The 15,647-nt window shown below is 52.5% G+C and carries 12 protein-coding genes; 10 read left to right on the top strand and 2 right to left on the bottom strand.

Annotated elements, in window-relative coordinates:
- Positions 1-15: 15 nt before the first annotated feature.
- From ACCI51_RS14265 to ACCI51_RS14235, 7 genes are all read left to right on the top strand, one after another.
- Positions 16-654: a 3-keto-disaccharide hydrolase gene (locus ACCI51_RS14265; protein WP_299585844.1), complete on the top strand. Its 639-nt coding sequence runs from the start codon at positions 16-18 to the stop codon at positions 652-654.
- Between the two features lie 3 nt (positions 655-657).
- Positions 658-888, top strand: coding sequence for a twin-arginine translocase TatA/TatE family subunit (gene tatA / locus ACCI51_RS14260; RefSeq protein WP_371844221.1), 231 nt, complete (start codon positions 658-660; stop codon positions 886-888).
- Entirely contained in the window at positions 885-1,796 is a 912-nt protein-coding gene (locus tag ACCI51_RS14255) for a sugar phosphate isomerase/epimerase family protein (protein WP_371844219.1), read from the top strand. Before tatA ends, ACCI51_RS14255 begins: the two co-directional genes overlap by 4 nt.
- Before the next feature lie 256 nt (positions 1,797-2,052).
- Positions 2,053-3,849 (top strand): GMC oxidoreductase, encoded by a 1,797-nt coding sequence (locus ACCI51_RS14250; protein WP_371844218.1) that lies wholly within the window; start codon positions 2,053-2,055, stop codon positions 3,847-3,849.
- 1 nt (position 3,850) lies between these two features.
- Positions 3,851-4,546, top strand: a complete 696-nt coding sequence (locus ACCI51_RS14245; protein ID WP_299585852.1) for a gluconate 2-dehydrogenase subunit 3 family protein — start codon at positions 3,851-3,853, stop codon at positions 4,544-4,546.
- A 169-nt stretch (positions 4,547-4,715) separates the two neighbouring features.
- Complete coding sequence (locus tag ACCI51_RS14240) at positions 4,716-7,484, top strand: TonB-dependent receptor (protein ID WP_371844217.1); 2,769 nt, start codon at positions 4,716-4,718, stop codon at positions 7,482-7,484.
- Positions 7,485-7,631: 147 nt separating this feature from the next.
- The gene (locus ACCI51_RS14235; protein WP_371844216.1) at positions 7,632-8,528 is read left to right on the top strand and encodes an isoaspartyl peptidase/L-asparaginase family protein; all 897 of its coding nucleotides are present in this window, start codon (positions 7,632-7,634) and stop codon (positions 8,526-8,528) included.
- A gap of 84 nt (positions 8,529-8,612) precedes the next feature.
- Here the strand turns inward: ACCI51_RS14235 and ACCI51_RS14230 are convergent, their stop codons facing one another.
- On the bottom strand, positions 8,613-9,272 hold the full coding sequence (locus ACCI51_RS14230; protein ID WP_299585858.1) for a TetR family transcriptional regulator: 660 nt from the start codon (positions 9,270-9,272) through the stop codon (positions 8,613-8,615).
- A 278-nt stretch (positions 9,273-9,550) separates the two neighbouring features.
- Between ACCI51_RS14230 and ACCI51_RS14225 the strand changes: the two genes are divergently transcribed.
- Positions 9,551-10,726 carry an efflux RND transporter periplasmic adaptor subunit gene (locus ACCI51_RS14225; RefSeq protein ID WP_371844215.1) on the top strand — a complete coding sequence of 392 codons (1,176 nt, stop codon included), beginning with the start codon at positions 9,551-9,553 and terminating at the stop codon, positions 10,724-10,726.
- 7 nt (positions 10,727-10,733) lie between these two features.
- The gene (locus tag ACCI51_RS14220) at positions 10,734-13,904 is read left to right on the top strand and encodes an efflux RND transporter permease subunit (RefSeq protein ID WP_371844214.1); all 3,171 of its coding nucleotides are present in this window, start codon (positions 10,734-10,736) and stop codon (positions 13,902-13,904) included.
- A gap of 77 nt (positions 13,905-13,981) precedes the next feature.
- Here ACCI51_RS14220 and ACCI51_RS14215 read toward each other — a convergent pair whose 3' ends face one another.
- Positions 13,982-14,575 carry an FMN-dependent NADH-azoreductase gene (locus ACCI51_RS14215; RefSeq protein ID WP_299585864.1) on the bottom strand — a complete coding sequence of 198 codons (594 nt, stop codon included), beginning with the start codon at positions 14,573-14,575 and terminating at the stop codon, positions 13,982-13,984.
- 102 nt (positions 14,576-14,677) lie between these two features.
- Between ACCI51_RS14215 and ACCI51_RS14210 the strand changes: the two genes are divergently transcribed.
- Positions 14,678-15,622 (top strand): LysR family transcriptional regulator, encoded by a 945-nt coding sequence (locus ACCI51_RS14210; protein WP_371844213.1) that lies wholly within the window; start codon positions 14,678-14,680, stop codon positions 15,620-15,622.
- Positions 15,623-15,647: the final 25 nt, after the last annotated feature.

The following is a 15,647-nucleotide window of genomic DNA, read 5'->3' as shown; positions in this document are numbered from 1 at the left end:
GGAGGCTGTGAGAGGGTGCCGGAAAAAACGGATACCCACGGTGGCTTCCAAGCCGAAAAGCAATGGCGATATTTGTTTGATGGTAAAACCTTGCAGGGCTGGGTTGCTGCAAGTGGGTCTCCGGTGGGAGAAGCCTGGCAGGTCATAGATGGCAACCTGGTGCTCACCGCCGGCGGGGCTGGGGATATTGTGACTGCGGATCAGTTTTCTGACTTTGAACTTGAGCTGGAGTGGAAGATCTCTGAGGGGGGGAACAGCGGCATTATTTATAGGGTAGCGGGTGGCAATGCACCGGTCTGGATGTCTGGTATGGAATATCAGGTATTGGATAACAGCGCCTTTCCCGATCTGGAGAAGCTCAGCCACACTGCGGGATCGGTATTCGATATGTACGCCCCCAAAGAAGATGAGGTGAAACCGGCGGGTGAGTTCAATAAAACCCGTATTCGTGTTGAGGATGGCCGAGTTGAGCACTGGCTAAATGGCAGCATGGTTGTGCGCTATGAACTCTGGTCTGAAGACTGGGATAGGCGTCTGGCCAACAGCAAGTTTTCTGCCTATCCAGATTTTGCCCGTAGCGAGAGCGGCTTTATCGCCCTTCAGGATCACGGAGACAAAGTCTGGTATCGCAATATCCGAATCCGGGAGCTGTAGGCCATGGGGATTTCCGGCGTGAGCATCTGGCAGATTCTAATTATCCTTGGACTGGCGCTACTGTTGTTTGGCAGCGATAAAATCCGTCGCATGGGTGAGGATCTCGGTGGGGCAATCAGCGGCTTCCGCCGATCGTTGCGGGAGTGCGATCAGGCAACATCGACTGCAGGATTTCAGGGCGATCTTTCTGGTAATTTGATTCAGTCTGGAGAGCGCGCTGGAGAACAGGAATGAAGCGTAGAACTTTCTTACAGGCCAGTGCCAGCCTGGCCGCAGCTACATTGACGACCCCTTCATTTGGCAGCAGTGGACATAGCATCGGTACTGATAAGGGGGGCTTCTTCAAAATTTCCCTCGCCCAGTGGTCCCTACATCGACAGCTGCGCAGTGGTGTTCTCAAGGTACTGGACTTCCCCGTCAAGGCAAAAAAAGCCTTTGCCATTGATGCGGTGGAGTATGTAAACCAGTTTTTTGCCGATAAAGCCAGGGATCAAAAATTCCTGACGGCGTTGAGAGATCGCGCGGTAGATCACGGCGTAAAGAGCCTTTTGATAATGGTAGATGCCGAAGGAGACCTCGGTAATCCAGACAAGCGCGAGAGACTTCAAGCCGTAGAGAATCATTACAAATGGGTTGAAGCCGCCAAATACTTGGGGTGTCACGCGATCAGGGTAAATGCTGGGGGGCAGGGCAGTAGTGAGGAAGTCGGCTCCGCGTGTACAGAGGGGCTGCGCGGGCTCTCAGAATTTGCTCAGGACTTTGATATCGACATTGTGGTGGAGAATCACGGTGGTTATTCCTCAAGTGGACTTTGGCTATCTCAGTTGTTGCGGAAAGTGGACATGCCGAACTGCGGTAGCCTACCGGACTTTGGCAACTTCGGTAACTACGACCGTTATCTCGGGGTGCAGCAACTAATGCCTTTTGCTCGCGGAATCAGCGCAAAGAGTTTTTCTTTCGATGAGAGGGGTAACGAGGTCAATACGGACTTTGCCCGGATGCTACGGATAATACGAGATGCCGGTTACAAGGGATATATCGGCATTGAGTACGAGGGTTCCAGTGATGAGGAATATGGAATTAAGGCCACGCAAAAGTTGCTACTGCGCTTATCGCAACAGATTGAGCCGGCCTTGTCTTAAATAATAGATATAAATTGATTCTTAGTGTAACCGGTTACTTTAGTCTGATAGTCAATATTGAGGGGTTACGGTTGCAATTTATACGTTTAAGTCGAAAAGTCAGCGAATAACTATTAATTATTCAACGAATTCACAACAAATGAAAAAAATTGACAAATAATATGGCCTTCGATGTAACCGGTTACACTTTTATCTTGAGTAATAATTAAAATTCACCGGACAATATAAAAATAATTTAGGAAGTAGGAGAGAGGCGATGCCGAAGGATGACTTCGAGAAAAAAGAGTATGACGTGCTGATTGTGGGCTCTGGCGCAGGTGGCGGTATGGCGGCCTATGTACTGGCGACAGCAGGATTAAAAGTACTGATGCTGGAGGCGGGACGATCCTATGACCCAGTCAAGGAAACCCCTATGTTCAATCTGCCCAAAGACGCACCTCTACGCGGAGGTAGTACACCGGAAAAGCCGTTTGGTTTTTATGATGCGACAGTCGACGGTGGTTGGCAGGTGCCTGGTGAGCCCTACACCCAGGCATCCAACGAACGAGGTCGGCGTTTCGATTGGTGGCGCGCGCGTATGCTTGGAGGCCGCACCAATCACTGGGGGCGTATCTCCTTGCGTATGGGGGAGTACGATTTTAAGCCCCATTCGCGCGATAGACTCGGTTTCGACTGGCCGATTAGTTATGCAGACCTGGCCCCCTACTACGACAAAACCGAGATGCTGATCGGTGTCTACGGCACCAATGAAGGGCTGGAAAATACGCCCGACTCTTCCGACGGTGTGTTATTGCCACCGCCTAAGCCACGTGCCTATGAACTCTTGGCGAAAAAGGCCTGCGACAAACTGGGTATTCCGGTGATTCCATCCCATTTGGCCATTCTCAGTGAGCGCCTAGACCACAAAACTATTCCTCAAAAATTGTTCCCAGACAATAAACTCGCCCAGGAGGTAACCCGCGAGTCAATGAAATCCCGTGCCGCTTGTTTTTGGGCCACACCCTGCGGACGCGGTTGCTCTATCAAAGCGAATTTCCAATCCACTACCGTGCTGCTGCCGCCGGCGTTGGCCACTGGCAATATGGACATCATTACCGATGCCATGGTGCGCGAGGTTACCGTAGATAAGAAAGGTAATGCCAACGGGGTCGTATACATCGATAAAGGCACTCGTCAGGAAAGGTTTGCCAGTGCTCGTGCCGTAGTGGTGGCAGCCAGCGCCGCCGAAACGTCGCGCATTCTGCTCAATTCGAAAAGTAGCTTGTTCCCCGATGGCCTCGCCAATGGCAGTGGCGTCGTAGGTAAGTACCTGATGGATACTGTTGGCGCCGGCATCGGTGGCCAGATTCCCGCCCTGGAAAATATGCCTGCACATAACGAAGACGGTGCATCCGCGATGCATATGTATATGCCCTGGTGGTTGTACAAGGAACAGCTCCGTGGGGATCTGAATTTTGCCCGCGGTTACCACATTGAGTTTGGCGGTGGCCGCAGTATGCCGGGCGCCGGCGCCTTCGGTGGTATGGGTGATTTCACCAGCGGCGCCTACGGCAAGGATCTGAAACAGGCCTGCCGGCGCTACTACGGTTCTTTTGTTTGGTTTGATGGGCGTGGAGAAATGATCCCCAATGAGGACAGCTACTGCGAAATTGATAATCAACAGGTAGACCAGTGGGGTATCCCCGTTCTGAAGTTCCACTGGAAGTGGAGCGAGCAGGAGTTGAACCAAGCGGCCCACATGCACAAAACCTTTGCTGAAATCATCGAAGGCATGGGCGGCAGGGTGACCTCTAAGGTTCAAACAGATGGGGCCAAGGCAATTATCAACGGTGGTGCGATCATTCATGAAGTGGGCACCGCGCGTATGGGTTCAAACCCAAATGACTCCGTGCTTAATCCTAACTGCCAGTCCTGGGAGGTTCCCAACCTCTTCCTTACCGATGGTGCCCCTTTTGTTTCCAATGCCGATAAAAACCCAACCCTAACCATTATGGCCCTGGCTTGGCGTACCAGTGACTACATCGTGGATCAGTTCAAGAAGAGGAATGTCTGAGATGAGCGAGGAAAAAACAAACCTAAGCCGCCGCAATGCCCTGCGTTTGATTGCCTCCACCGCTGTCGCTGTTCCGGTGATGGGCTGTTCTGAGGAGGTAGCGAAAAAAGTAGCGATCAGAGAGGACAAGCCAGCAACCAACCCCGCAATTAAAAAACTGGATGCACCAAAGCAAACTTTAGCCAGGGGGACACCGACGGACCCGGACCTGCTCAACCCGGTCGTGTCCTGGGAGATGCAACTGGATGCGAGTGAGCTGGCGGTACTGGCGGCATTGTGCGATGTGATTATTCCAGCGGATGAAATTTCCCCGAGCGCTTCTTCGGTTGGGGCTCATCACTACATCAATGAATACGTCAGTGCACCGTATACCAATAACAAGGCAGATCTCGTCACGATTCGCGGCGGAGTTGTTTGGCTGGAAGGAGAATCTAGGCGCAGGTTCGCAGTGGCATTTATTGAGCTGAGTGAAACTCAAAAAAGCGCGATCTGTGAAGACATTAAATGGGTCCGCAGCGCAAAGCCTGAATTTCAAGCTGGTGCACGTTTCTTCGCCAAGGTGAGAGTCCTTGTCTCGACCGCATTCTACACCACGGAGGAAGGCATGGCGGATATCGGCTACGTGGGCAACAGACCCATGGCCAGTTTCCCCGGAGCGCCGCCCGAAGTGCTAAAGCGACTCGGATTGGATGGTTAATGATTGCTAATGGCTTCACCCTAGGGAGGGAAGATTCTATGTAAAAAATAATGAGCCAGTGAGACGTAGACCTGAAACCGGGGCTTATCCGATGGCCGAAAACTTAAATGCACAGGGCCTAGAGGGTGAACGGAAAGCTCGAGAAGAATAATAAAAGAGACATTGAGCAATGAAAGAGAAATCTCTTAAAGTAAGTCGCCAAACGGAGTTATTACGCACGTCTGCCAGTATGTTGGTGCTATTCAGTATTGTCGGCATGGCACACGCGCAAAGCGTAGAACAGTCAGAAACAGAAAACCTGGTTCTCGAGGAAGTCGAGGTGCTGGGTATTCGCCAGAGTATGGTGAAAAATCTCGATGTGAAGCGCTTCTCCAATGCGATAGTGGATTCAATAACGGCTGAAGATATCGGCAAGTTTCCCGATAAAAATGTTGCGGATTCATTGCAACGGGTGCCAGGAATTTCCATCGTTCGCAGTGGTGGCGAGGGCGCACGGGTCAGTATCCGCGGCACCGCGCCGGAACTTACTTTTACCCAGCTGAACGGCAACTATATCGCTACTCCCGGTGATGATCCTTCACGGTCATTCGACTATTCCTTGTTACCTGCAACAATGATTTCCCGCGCGGACGTTTATAAAAGCCCAGAGGCAAAGCTGGATGAAGGCGGAATCGGCGGTACCGTAATTTTACATACCCGCAAGCCTCTGGATCTGGATGCCGGGGAAGGCATGCTATCCATAGAGACAACCTATGCGGATGTCACGGAAAAGTATGAGCCGCAGTACACCGGTTTTTACTCCTGGAAAAATGATCAGGAATCCATAGGTGTGTTAGTTGGTTACTCCAAGCAGGATCGTCAAAACCGTGTGATTAGCACCACTACGGAAAACTGGGGCTGGCAAGGTGCTGAAAAGCCGCACGATGGTGTAGAGGCCAGAGGGCCCATGGTCGATATCGACGGTAACGAATACCGGGATTTCTATGCACCCAGAGCGGTAGTGGGCAGTGTGTTTGAGGAGGAGCGCACCCGCGAGGGTATACAGTTCAGCGCACAGTGGCGTCCTGTAGAGCAGCTGGAGTTTGGCGTTAATTATTTTCGCTTTGAACAGGGCGGCGATTCGGAAAATTATCGTATCGTATTTCCCGAGTGGAACTACGGCAATGCGATAGCACCTGGTAGCCTGAAATTTGATAAGGATGGCGATACCTTACTCGGTATCGGCATGTTGGATAGTGGACAGGCGGAATTGCAGTCCCCGCAGGTTGCCGGTGACTACACTCGCGCGAAGTATGTATCTGATACCCTGGATTTCAATGCGAGTTACCAGGGGGATGGCTATAGTATCCGCCTGGTTGTCGGTAATACCAGTGCGGAAGGAGGCCCCTCCGAGAAGTTGTTTGCCTCGGTAAACGCTCGCCAAGGCACTGTCACTGATTGGAGTTGGGACCTCAGTAGTGGTACCGCCGAAATCGATACCAGTGCCGACCTGGGAGATCCTAATACCTATCCTTTATACGACTGGTTCTCTTCCCATTGGACCAGTAGTGAAGACGATGAAAACTACTACCAGCTGGATATTTCTGTCGATATGGATTATGGCTGGTTCAGCGCCTTGGACATTGGACTTAAATACCGCGACCACGAAATTAACCGGCGTATCACCAGGCAAGCCTGGGATGATGACAACCCCCCATGCCCAACGATCAACTGGCCCAATGAAGAGGGTGAAGCAGGTCTTTGTTATCCCTGGTGGCCAGATGATTCCTTTCATACTGACCCCAATGGGGTGCCGAATACCCTCGATATCCTTTCGAGTGGTCCGCTAGACAATATAATCGGTGGTGTGAATGTGCCCAACTTCGCCCATCTGGAGTTTGAACAACTGAAGGCGTTTCTCTATGAGACTTATGGCAATCCCACGGTTACCGTAGAAAAGGATCAGGATTACCGTATCGGGGAAGAGGTCACAGCAGCCTATGTCCAACAGAATTTTGCTTCAGCCACCTTGCGCGGTAACTTTGGCGTTCGCGCAGTGGAGACCAAACAATATGCCCGTACTTACGACAATATTAATGGCGTCCTGCAGGCGGAGCCCAATGTCCGCGATAGCAGTAACACCGATTTTTTGCCCAGCGCCAATATAGCCTGGGATATTAACGATGAACTGGTCTTGCGTGCGGCTCTCGCTCGGGTCGTAGCCCGGGTAGATTACGGTGATCTGGGTGGCTCTGAGTCGATACACGCTCCGTTGCCTGGAGCGACTGTGCGCGATGGATTTGCGGGGAACTCCAAGTTGGAGCCCTATAAGGCGGATCAGTTTGATTTGGGCCTGGAATGGTATTTCGGTGATGCTTCCGCAGTAGGATTGACCCTGTTCCGCAAGGATATCGCCTCATTCGTGATTAACGGCAGCTCCCTGGTGAGCAGGGAAATTGATGGTGATATATGGAATGTGAACATGTCAATGCCGGTCAATGGTACCGATGCCAGTGCCCAAGGAGCCGAGCTGTTTGTTCAGTACGCTTTCGATAACGGTTTTGGGGTTTTTGCCAATTACACCTATACAGATACGGAATTGGCCAACCTTGATCTAGAGAGCGGTGAAACCATCAAAACGGAGATTGCGGGCACGTCCAAGGATCAGTACAACCTATCGGTATATTACGAGAATAACGACTTCAGTGTCCGGGCCTCTTACAACTATCGCAGCGCCTATGCCGATGGTTACAGTAATGGCGTGAACACCTTTACCGATGAGTACGACCAGCTGGATGTGAATGCTTCGTATCGTTTGATGGAAAACCTAACGCTCACGGCCTCCATTATTAATCTCACCGAAGAAAAGGTGGATAGGTATTGGGGCGAGGAAAATAGAGTCCTTGGTTCAGCCTATTCTGGCCGCCGCGCCTATATGGGGCTGACTTATAGCTTCTGATCCTGCCTTACCTCTCGCGTGCGGATGCAGTGGTGTGTCCGCGCGCTCAAGGCTCAAAGAGAACTCATCGTGATGAACAAAAGAAAATTCTTGCGGTATTCCTTCCTCTCAACTGTTACTGCCTTGACAGCACCGTCAGTGACTGCCATGGCCAAGCGTCATGCTAAGAAGGGAAAAAAACCAGTGGTGATTTCAACCTGGAACCACGGCGGCCCTGCCAATGAGGCAGCTTGGCCGATTCTCGCTGACGGTGGCAGGGCCTTGGATGCAGTAGAAGCCGGCGCTCGTGCCCCGGAAGCAGACCCGCAGGTTACCAGTGTGGGATACGGTGGCTTTCCCGATCGGGATGGTGTCGTTACGTTGGACGCCTGCATTATGGATGAAAAGCAAAACTGCGGTTCAGTGGCTTTTCTGCAGGGTATAAAGCATCCCATTTCGGTCGCACGCAAAGTGATGGAGGAGACCCCCCATGTCATGTTGGTGGGTGAAGGTGCACAGCGTTTTGCCGTTGAGCAGGGATTTGAAATTGAAAATCTACTTACACCAAGAGCTGAGGCAGCTTGGCGTGAGTGGAAGCAGGAATCCTATTATCAGCCGGTGATCAATATCGAGAATCACGACACGATCGGTATTTTGGCTTTAGATCAAGACGGCCATCTTTCAGGTGCCTGCACTACCAGCGGTGCGGCCTTTAAGATGCATGGGCGGGTAGGGGACTCGCCAATTATCGGCGCTGGGCTCTATGTCGACAATGAAGTGGGGGCTGCCACTGCCACAGGCATGGGTGAGCTTATGATAAAAACAGTTGGCTGCCATCAGGTTGTGGAGTTAATGCGTCATGGCTACACACCGGAGGAGGCCTGCCGAGAGGCGATCGAGCGGATTGCACGAAAGCTTGGGGACTACAAGCAGTTCCAGGTGGGGTTTTTGGCTTTAGATAAGGCCGGTAACTATGGTGCCCATTGTATCCACCCCGGTTTTCACTATGCGGTTCGCGACGTGCTTGGTGCACAGAGGATTAGCTCAAAAAGTAAGCTTGAGTGATGGTTTTCTCAGCCTGCCTAACCTGCAACAAACACTGGTATTTCGATTCGTCACAATTTAGAGACAAATTTTGTATCGCTCAGATTAGTGCAGGGTCCGCACTTGCTGTCTGTTCAGGCGCAGTACGGGCGAAAAGCGAATCATATCCAGGAGAGTATCAATATAGCGCTCGCCTAAATCTCCGAGATCTTCTATACGTGGAGAAAGCAACCAGCTCTCAAGCACCCCAAAGAGGCCGCCGTGGAGCATTTGCTGAGCCAGGTCCAGATCCAGATCGGCCGGTAGTTGACCGGAAGCAAGAGCCACCTCCAGTAATTGCCCCATACGCTCAAGCCGCTCTGTGCGCCCCATTTTGATGCGGTGGGTGGACTCACAGACGTCACTGGCTGAATCGCAGGGCAGGAAAATAATTTCCAAGAGTCGCTGCCACTCCTGATTGCAGGCAACTTCATCGAACAACCATAGCCAGCGGGTACGCAGGGTGCCGAGGGGATCTCTTTTCAGTTCGTCACCGGCATTTGCACAGAGCGTTTCACCCGGCAACGGCATGCGCTCGGTCAAGGCATTGAGAAGGCCCACCCGATCATGGAAATGGCTGAAGAGGGAATCACGACTGACTCCGGCAAGTTCGGCGACTGTCGCAAGGGAGGCATGGGAGACACCACACTCGTAAAAAACACTGATTGCGGCGTTCAGGATACGTTCTCGGGTCTTGAGTCTTTGCTTTTCTCTGTATTTATCCATGGAAACAGCAGCTTCTTCTTTATCAAAATCGCCTCATTTGACCGTAAATTCACAGCCTTTCACCGCAAGATAAACAAATGAGACCTTCGTGCAAACCCTTGAAAACACTGGGTAAAAGTGCATCTTAGTCGATTATTACACGCTGATGAATAGTTGATCGAGTTTCATCACTACCCATAAAATACCAATCCATTGGAGTCGGACCTTCCTGTCACGTCTACTATTTCCCCCGTAACTGACTGCTGTCCCCAGGCTGTCAGGCCCTGATCGAGGTATTCATGCTCAATAAAAAAGCATTCTTCAGTCTTGTGGTCACAAGCTCATTGCTTTCCGCCTGTGATGAAAATGTCTCCGCACCGCCAATGATGGCGCCGCAGGTAACAGTGGTCACCTTGGAATCTGAGTCTGTCACCCTTACGAGGGAATTGCCCGGACGCACTTCGCCTTTCAAGGTGGCGGAAGTCCGTCCACAGGTTAGTGGCATCATAAAACAGCAATTGTTCCGTGAAGGGGGGCGTGTCGATGCAAATCAGCCGCTCTACCAGCTAGATGACGCCATTTACCAAACCGATGTGGCCAGTGCCCGAGCGAAACTACAACGCGCCAATGCGGCCATGCATATTGGGCGGCTAAAAGCGGAGCGCACCGCAGGCCTTGTTGCGAGTGGCGCAGTGAGTAAGCAGGAAAATGACGCTGCAGAGGCAGATCTGCAAGTGGCGCGCGCCGATGTGGCAGCGGCCAGGGCCGAGTTGCAGAGAAAGGAAATTCAGGTGGAATATGCCCAGATTACCGCACCGATTACCGGTCGTATCGGTAAATCGACCGTGACCCAGGGCGCTTTAGTGACGGCCAATCAGGCTGCAACTTTGGCCACAGTGCAACAGCTGGACCCGATCTATGTGGATGTTACTCAATCCGCCGCAGAGCTGGTTAGCCTTCGCCGCTCTTTACAGGCGGGCACTCTGTCCGATGCCGCTCATTTGCCAGTGACGATTTTGTTGGAGGATGGCAGTGAATATGAGTATCAAGGCAAACTGGAGTTTGCTGAGGCGAGTGTTGACCCCTCTACCGGCAGCGTGTTGCTGCGAGTAGTCGTACCCAATCCAGACAATATGTTGCTTCCGGGCATGTATGTGCGGGCCCTTGTGGGCAGTGGTGTGCGAGACAATGCCATTCTGGTACCCCAGCAGAGCATCGCGCGGGACCCGAAGGGCAATACTTCGGCCATGGTCGTCAACGAAGAGAATATTGTTGCCCAGCGGTCCGTGCGGGTGAGCCGCACAGTCGGCAATCACTGGCTGGTCGAAGAGGGACTTCAGGTTGGTGACCGCGTGGTAATTGCCGGATTGCAGAAGATTCGCCCCGGGGCCCCGGTCCAGCCCAGCGAACGTGAAGACGCACAACCACCTGCTGCGGCTGACGAAGAACAAACCGCTGTTAAGCAGGGTTCCTGAGGTAGTTATGGCGAGTTTTTTTATCAACCGGCCCATTTTTGCTTGGGTCCTGGCAATTATCACCATGCTGGCGGGTGTCCTGTCGATCAGTAAGCTGGCGGTGGAGCGTTATCCAAATATCGCGCCGCCCTCCGTCAATATCGAGGCGAACTATCCCGGTGCTTCCGCCAAAGTGGTGGAGGACTCGGTCACGCAAATTCTGGAGCGGAATATGAAAGGCCTCGATGGCCTTCTTTATATGTCTGCCACCAGTCAGTCTAACGGCGGTGTATCCATCTCCCTGACATTTGAGAATGGTACCGACCCGGATACCGCCCAGGTACAGGTCCAGAACAAAGTACAGCTGGCAATGCCACTGCTGCCCCAGGAGGTGCAACTACAGGGGGTGAACGTCAGTAAGTCCCGCGGCGGCTTCCTGATGGTTGCGGGCTTCGTGTCCGAAGACGGCAGCATGAACCGCAACGATATTGCCGACTACATCAATTCAGCCATTGTGGACCCGGTCAGTCGAGTGCCCGGCGTTGGCAATGTGCAGGTGTTCGGCTCCAAGTACGCCATGCGTATCTGGCTCGACCCCAATAAGCTGACCACCTACGATCTTGCGCCCTCTGATATAGCGGCGGCAGTACGCGCGCAGAATGCCCAGGTAGCTGTAGGTAGCCTTGGCGGCGCCCCGGCGGTACCGGGGCAGCAACTCAATGCCTCGATTACTTCCCAAGGGCGCTTGCAAACCCCGGAGCAGTTTCGGGAAATCGTAGTGCGTGCCAATAAAGACGGCTCCCTGCTGCGCCTCGGGGATATTGCCCGTGTTGAGCTTGGGGCGGAGAATTACGAGTTTATCTCCCGTTACAACCGTCAGCCGGCAACCGGTATCGCCATTAATCTGGCTACTGGTGCCAATGCGTTGGAAACCGCTGAGGGGGTTAAGGCGAAACTTAAGGAGTTGGAACCCTTCTTCCCACGAGGGCTAACCTCGGTCGTACCTTTTGATACCACGCCATTTGTCGAGGTCTCCATCAAAGGCGTTATCAGTACTTTGATTGAAGCGATCGTGCTGGTCTTCCTGGTGATGTACCTGTTCCTGCAGAACTTCCGCGCAACCTTAATACCCACAATTGCGGTGCCGGTGGTGTTGCTGGGTACCTTTGCCGTACTTGCCGCATTGGGTTTTTCGGTCAATATGCTCACCATGTTTGCCATGGTATTGGCCATCGGTCTGCTGGTGGATGATGCCATCGTGGTGGTGGAGAACGTAGAGCGAGTGATGCGCGAAGAGGGGCTATCTCCAAAGGAGGCCACGAAAAAGTCCATGCACCAGATCACCGCCGCGCTGGTTGGTATCGGTGTGGTGCTGTCGGCAGTGTTTGTCCCTATGGCATTTATGGATGGCGCTACCGGTGTAATCTATCGCCAGTTCTCAGCAACCATTGTGGCGGCTATGGCCCTATCGGTACTGGTAGCAATTGTCCTGACGCCCGCACTTTGTGCGACGCTGCTCAAACCGCTCTCACAAGGTGAAAGCCACGGGGAGAAAGGTTTCTTCGGTTGGTTCAATCGAAACTTTGAGCGAGGTAGCCAGCGTTACCAGGGCGGAGTGCAAGGCATTCTCAAGCGCAGTGGCCGCTTTATGCTGCTGTTTGCCGCTCTTTCGGCCGTTATGATCTTTTTGTTCCTACGCCTACCCAGCTCCTTCCTGCCGGATGAAGACCAAGGTGTGCTCTTCTCTATGGTGCAGGCGCCCGTGGGTGCGACCCAGGAGCGCACGATGGAATCGATTCGTAAAGTGGAAGACCAGTTCCTGGATAACGAGCAGGGCACTGTGAAGTCGGTATTTTCGGTGCAAGGCTTTAGCTTTGCCGGCAGCGGCCAGAATACCGGTATCGCCTTTGTGAATATGGAAGACTGGTCTGAGCGGGAAGAGGAATCACAAAGTGCCGGAGCGGTAGCCATGCGCGCAATGGGCGCACTGATGCAAATCAAAGATGCCATGGCCTTTGCCTTTGCGCCGCCGCCTCTGCCAGAGCTGGGCTCTTCTGGCGGCTTCAATTTCTACCTAAAGGACAACGGCAACCTGGGGCATGAGGCTCTCACTGGCGCGCGCAACCAATTCCTGGGGATGGCTGGACAGAGCAAATTATTGTCCAACGTGCGCCCCAACGGCCAGGAGGATACGCCCCAGTTTCGAGTGAAAATCGACAACGCCAAGGCTGCGGCCCTCGGCTTGTCTATTGCCGATATTAACAGTGCGTTGAGTACCGCCTGGGGAGGCTCCTATGTCGATGACTTTATCGATCGCGGGCGGGTCAAGCGGGTTTATATGCAGGCAGACGCTCCGTATCGCATGGCGCCGGAGGACTTCCAGCTGTGGTCCGTGCGCAATGATAGAGGCGATATGGTGCCTTTATCCTCTTTCGCCAGCTTCGCCTGGGAGTACGGATCTCCCCGTCTTGAGCGCTATAACGGCGTACCGTCTATGCAAATCAATGGTCAGGCCGCACCGGGGGTCAGCTCTGGTGAAGCCATGGCGGAAGTGGAGAGCTTGGTGGCCCAATTGCCGGCGGGGATTGGTATAGAGTGGAGTGGCCTTTCCTATCAGGAGCGCGCCGCCGGTGCACAAACACCCCTGCTCTATATTCTTTCCTTATTGATCGTTTTCCTCTGCCTCGCCGCACTTTATGAGAGTTGGACGGTACCGACGGCAGTATTGCTGATGGCGCCCCTGGGTATTCTCGGAGCTGTACTCGCTAATAGTTTGCGTGGTATGGAGCGGGACATTTACTTCCAGGTGGCCATGCTGACCACCGTAGGCCTGACCAGCAAGAACGCTATCCTGATTGTGGAGTTTGCCAAGCAAAACCTGGAAAGTGGTATGGAGTTGGTGGAAGCGACCATGCATGCAGTGCGCGATCGCCTGCGCCCGATCCTGATGACTTCCCTGGCTTTCGGCTTGGGTGTACTCCCTTTGGCGATTGCCACCGGAGCGGGTTCCGGTGCGCAGCGTGCCATCGGCACCGGAGTGCTGGGCGGCATGCTCGTGGGTACAATTCTTGGGATATTCTTCATTCCCTTGTTTTTTGTGGTGGTGCAGAGACTGTTTGGTCGAACAGTGGATAAAGCTGATTCTTCACCAGTTGAAGCTGCTGAACACAGAGAGGCAGTGGCTGTAGAATCTTTGTAAATTTTTATCTGAAAGGCCAGGTTGGATAATACAGCCTGGCCTTTTGGTTTCTCATTAGCCCTGAATCACCTAGAACTTTAAGCAAGTTCACAAATCCGCTCATTTGCCGCCGTCACGGCTTTTTCTTTGGCCTCATCACCCGTTGCAAGCCCCTCAATATAGACAAACTCTACATCGGTGATACCCACAAAACCGAGGAACTGACGAAGAAATGCACTCTGTGCATGGTCGTCACCGTAATAGCCACCGCGAGCGATAAAGATGATGGCCTTTTTGTTTTCTAATAATCCTTCGGGTCCATTGGCTGTGTAGCGGAAAGTGATACCAGCCCGAGCAATGTGGTCAAAGTAGGTGTGCAATGTGGAGGGGATGGCGAAGTTGTACATAGGTACACCCAATACCAGGACATCGGCCGAGGAGATCTCTTCGATCAGTTTGTCAGAGAAATCAGCCACTGCCTGTTGTTCTGAGGTTCGCTGTTCAGCCGGAGTGGTGAAAGCTTGGAAGCGATCAAGATCCAAATGGGGGATGGGGTGCGCGGCAAGATCACGTTGAACCACTTCCCCGTTGGGGTTGTTCATTTTCCAGTTCTGGACATATTTTGTGGCGAGCTGGGAGGTCTGGCCACCGGCTTGGAACATGCTGGATTGGATGTTAAGTAACTTTGCCATAACGGTCTCCAAATGAATTGAATTGCTTGAATGCTATTGAAACATTGAATGAATCGATTAAAAATTAGAAATATTCGCTGAAATACATCTAAAAATTCGATTATGCCTAGTCAGTTCGGAAATCAATATTCAACAAACCCGAAGATCACCCTTGAGCAGTGGCGCTGTTTGGTAGCCGTTGTAGAGGGTGGAGGATACGCTCAGGCAGCAGAACGTTTGCATAAGAGCCAATCTTCAGTGAGCTATGCAGTGCAAAAGCTAGAGTCCGTGCTTGGAGTGGCTGCTTTCACAATTAGTGGACGCAAAGCGGTGCTGACGACAGCGGGCGATATGTTGTACCGTCATGCTCGGCAATTGTTAGAAGATGCTTCCGCCCTGGAATTATCCGCACGTAGGGCATCCGTCGGGTGGGAATCGCAGATTTCAATTTCTGTAGAAGTGTTGTTCCCTATGTGGTTGATGCTCGATTGCTTGGCGTTATTTGGGGAGGAGAGCCCGCAGACCCGGGTTGAGGTCTATGAAACGGTGATTAGTGGTGCACTTGAAGTACTACAAAAAGGAAAGGTAGATTTTGCCATCGATCCGCGTATCCCACTTGGTCACAACGGTGAGCTGCTGCCAGCCTCTCCACGTGTTATCCCCGTTGCTCATCCCGAGCATCCATTACATCAGCTAAATCGAACCCTGACCGTGAATGATTTACGCAACTACCGGCACTTACTGGTGCGGGATTCCAACCCCCAGAGTGATGGCAAAACGCTGACGGTTGAAGTAGCGAAGCGGTGGACACTAAGCAATATATCCTCTGTTATCGGCGCTGCCTGTAAAGGACATGGCTTTTCATGGTTGCCGAAAGATAAGATCCTTAATGAACTATCAGAGAAGAGTCTAAAAATACTTCCTTTGCAGGGGGGGAGTGAGAGAGTGGTGCCAATGTACCTGATTTATCCTAACCGAGATGATATCGGTCCTGGAGCTCGGCGATTGGCGGAGATTATCCGCCAGCGCCTGGGAGAGTTGGAGGCTAATGAACAAGCCTCACCATAATAATAAAAAGTAGTAGGGGGGCATC

The sequence above is a fragment of the Microbulbifer echini genome (assembly GCF_041447225.1).
In the GTDB taxonomy this organism is placed as follows: domain Bacteria; phylum Pseudomonadota; class Gammaproteobacteria; order Pseudomonadales; family Cellvibrionaceae; genus Microbulbifer; species Microbulbifer echini.
The sequence above is the reverse complement of the archived record's forward strand: the minus strand, read 5'-3'. Positions and strand labels throughout refer to the sequence as shown.

Bases quoted from the DNA above. Each gene is read 5' to 3' on its own strand.
- tatA (WP_371844221.1), top strand. From the start codon at position 658: ATGGGGATTTCCGGCGTGAGCATCTGGCAGATTCTAATTATCCTTGGA.
- ACCI51_RS14255 (WP_371844219.1), top strand. From the start codon at position 885: ATGAAGCGTAGAACTTTCTTACAGGCCAGTGCCAGCCTGGCCGCAGCT.
- ACCI51_RS14250 (WP_371844218.1), top strand. From the start codon at position 2,053: ATGCCGAAGGATGACTTCGAGAAAAAAGAGTATGACGTGCTGATTGTG.
- ACCI51_RS14245 (WP_299585852.1), top strand. From the start codon at position 3,851: ATGAGCGAGGAAAAAACAAACCTAAGCCGCCGCAATGCCCTGCGTTTG.
- ACCI51_RS14240 (WP_371844217.1), top strand. From the start codon at position 4,716: ATGAAAGAGAAATCTCTTAAAGTAAGTCGCCAAACGGAGTTATTACGC.
- ACCI51_RS14235 (WP_371844216.1), top strand. From the start codon at position 7,632: ATGGCCAAGCGTCATGCTAAGAAGGGAAAAAAACCAGTGGTGATTTCA.
- ACCI51_RS14230 (WP_299585858.1), bottom strand. From the start codon at position 9,272: ATGGATAAATACAGAGAAAAGCAAAGACTCAAGACCCGAGAACGTATC.
- ACCI51_RS14225 (WP_371844215.1), top strand. From the start codon at position 9,551: ATGCTCAATAAAAAAGCATTCTTCAGTCTTGTGGTCACAAGCTCATTG.
- ACCI51_RS14220 (WP_371844214.1), top strand. From the start codon at position 10,734: ATGGCGAGTTTTTTTATCAACCGGCCCATTTTTGCTTGGGTCCTGGCA.
- ACCI51_RS14215 (WP_299585864.1), bottom strand. From the start codon at position 14,575: ATGGCAAAGTTACTTAACATCCAATCCAGCATGTTCCAAGCCGGTGGC.
- ACCI51_RS14210 (WP_371844213.1), top strand. From the start codon at position 14,678: ATGCCTAGTCAGTTCGGAAATCAATATTCAACAAACCCGAAGATCACC.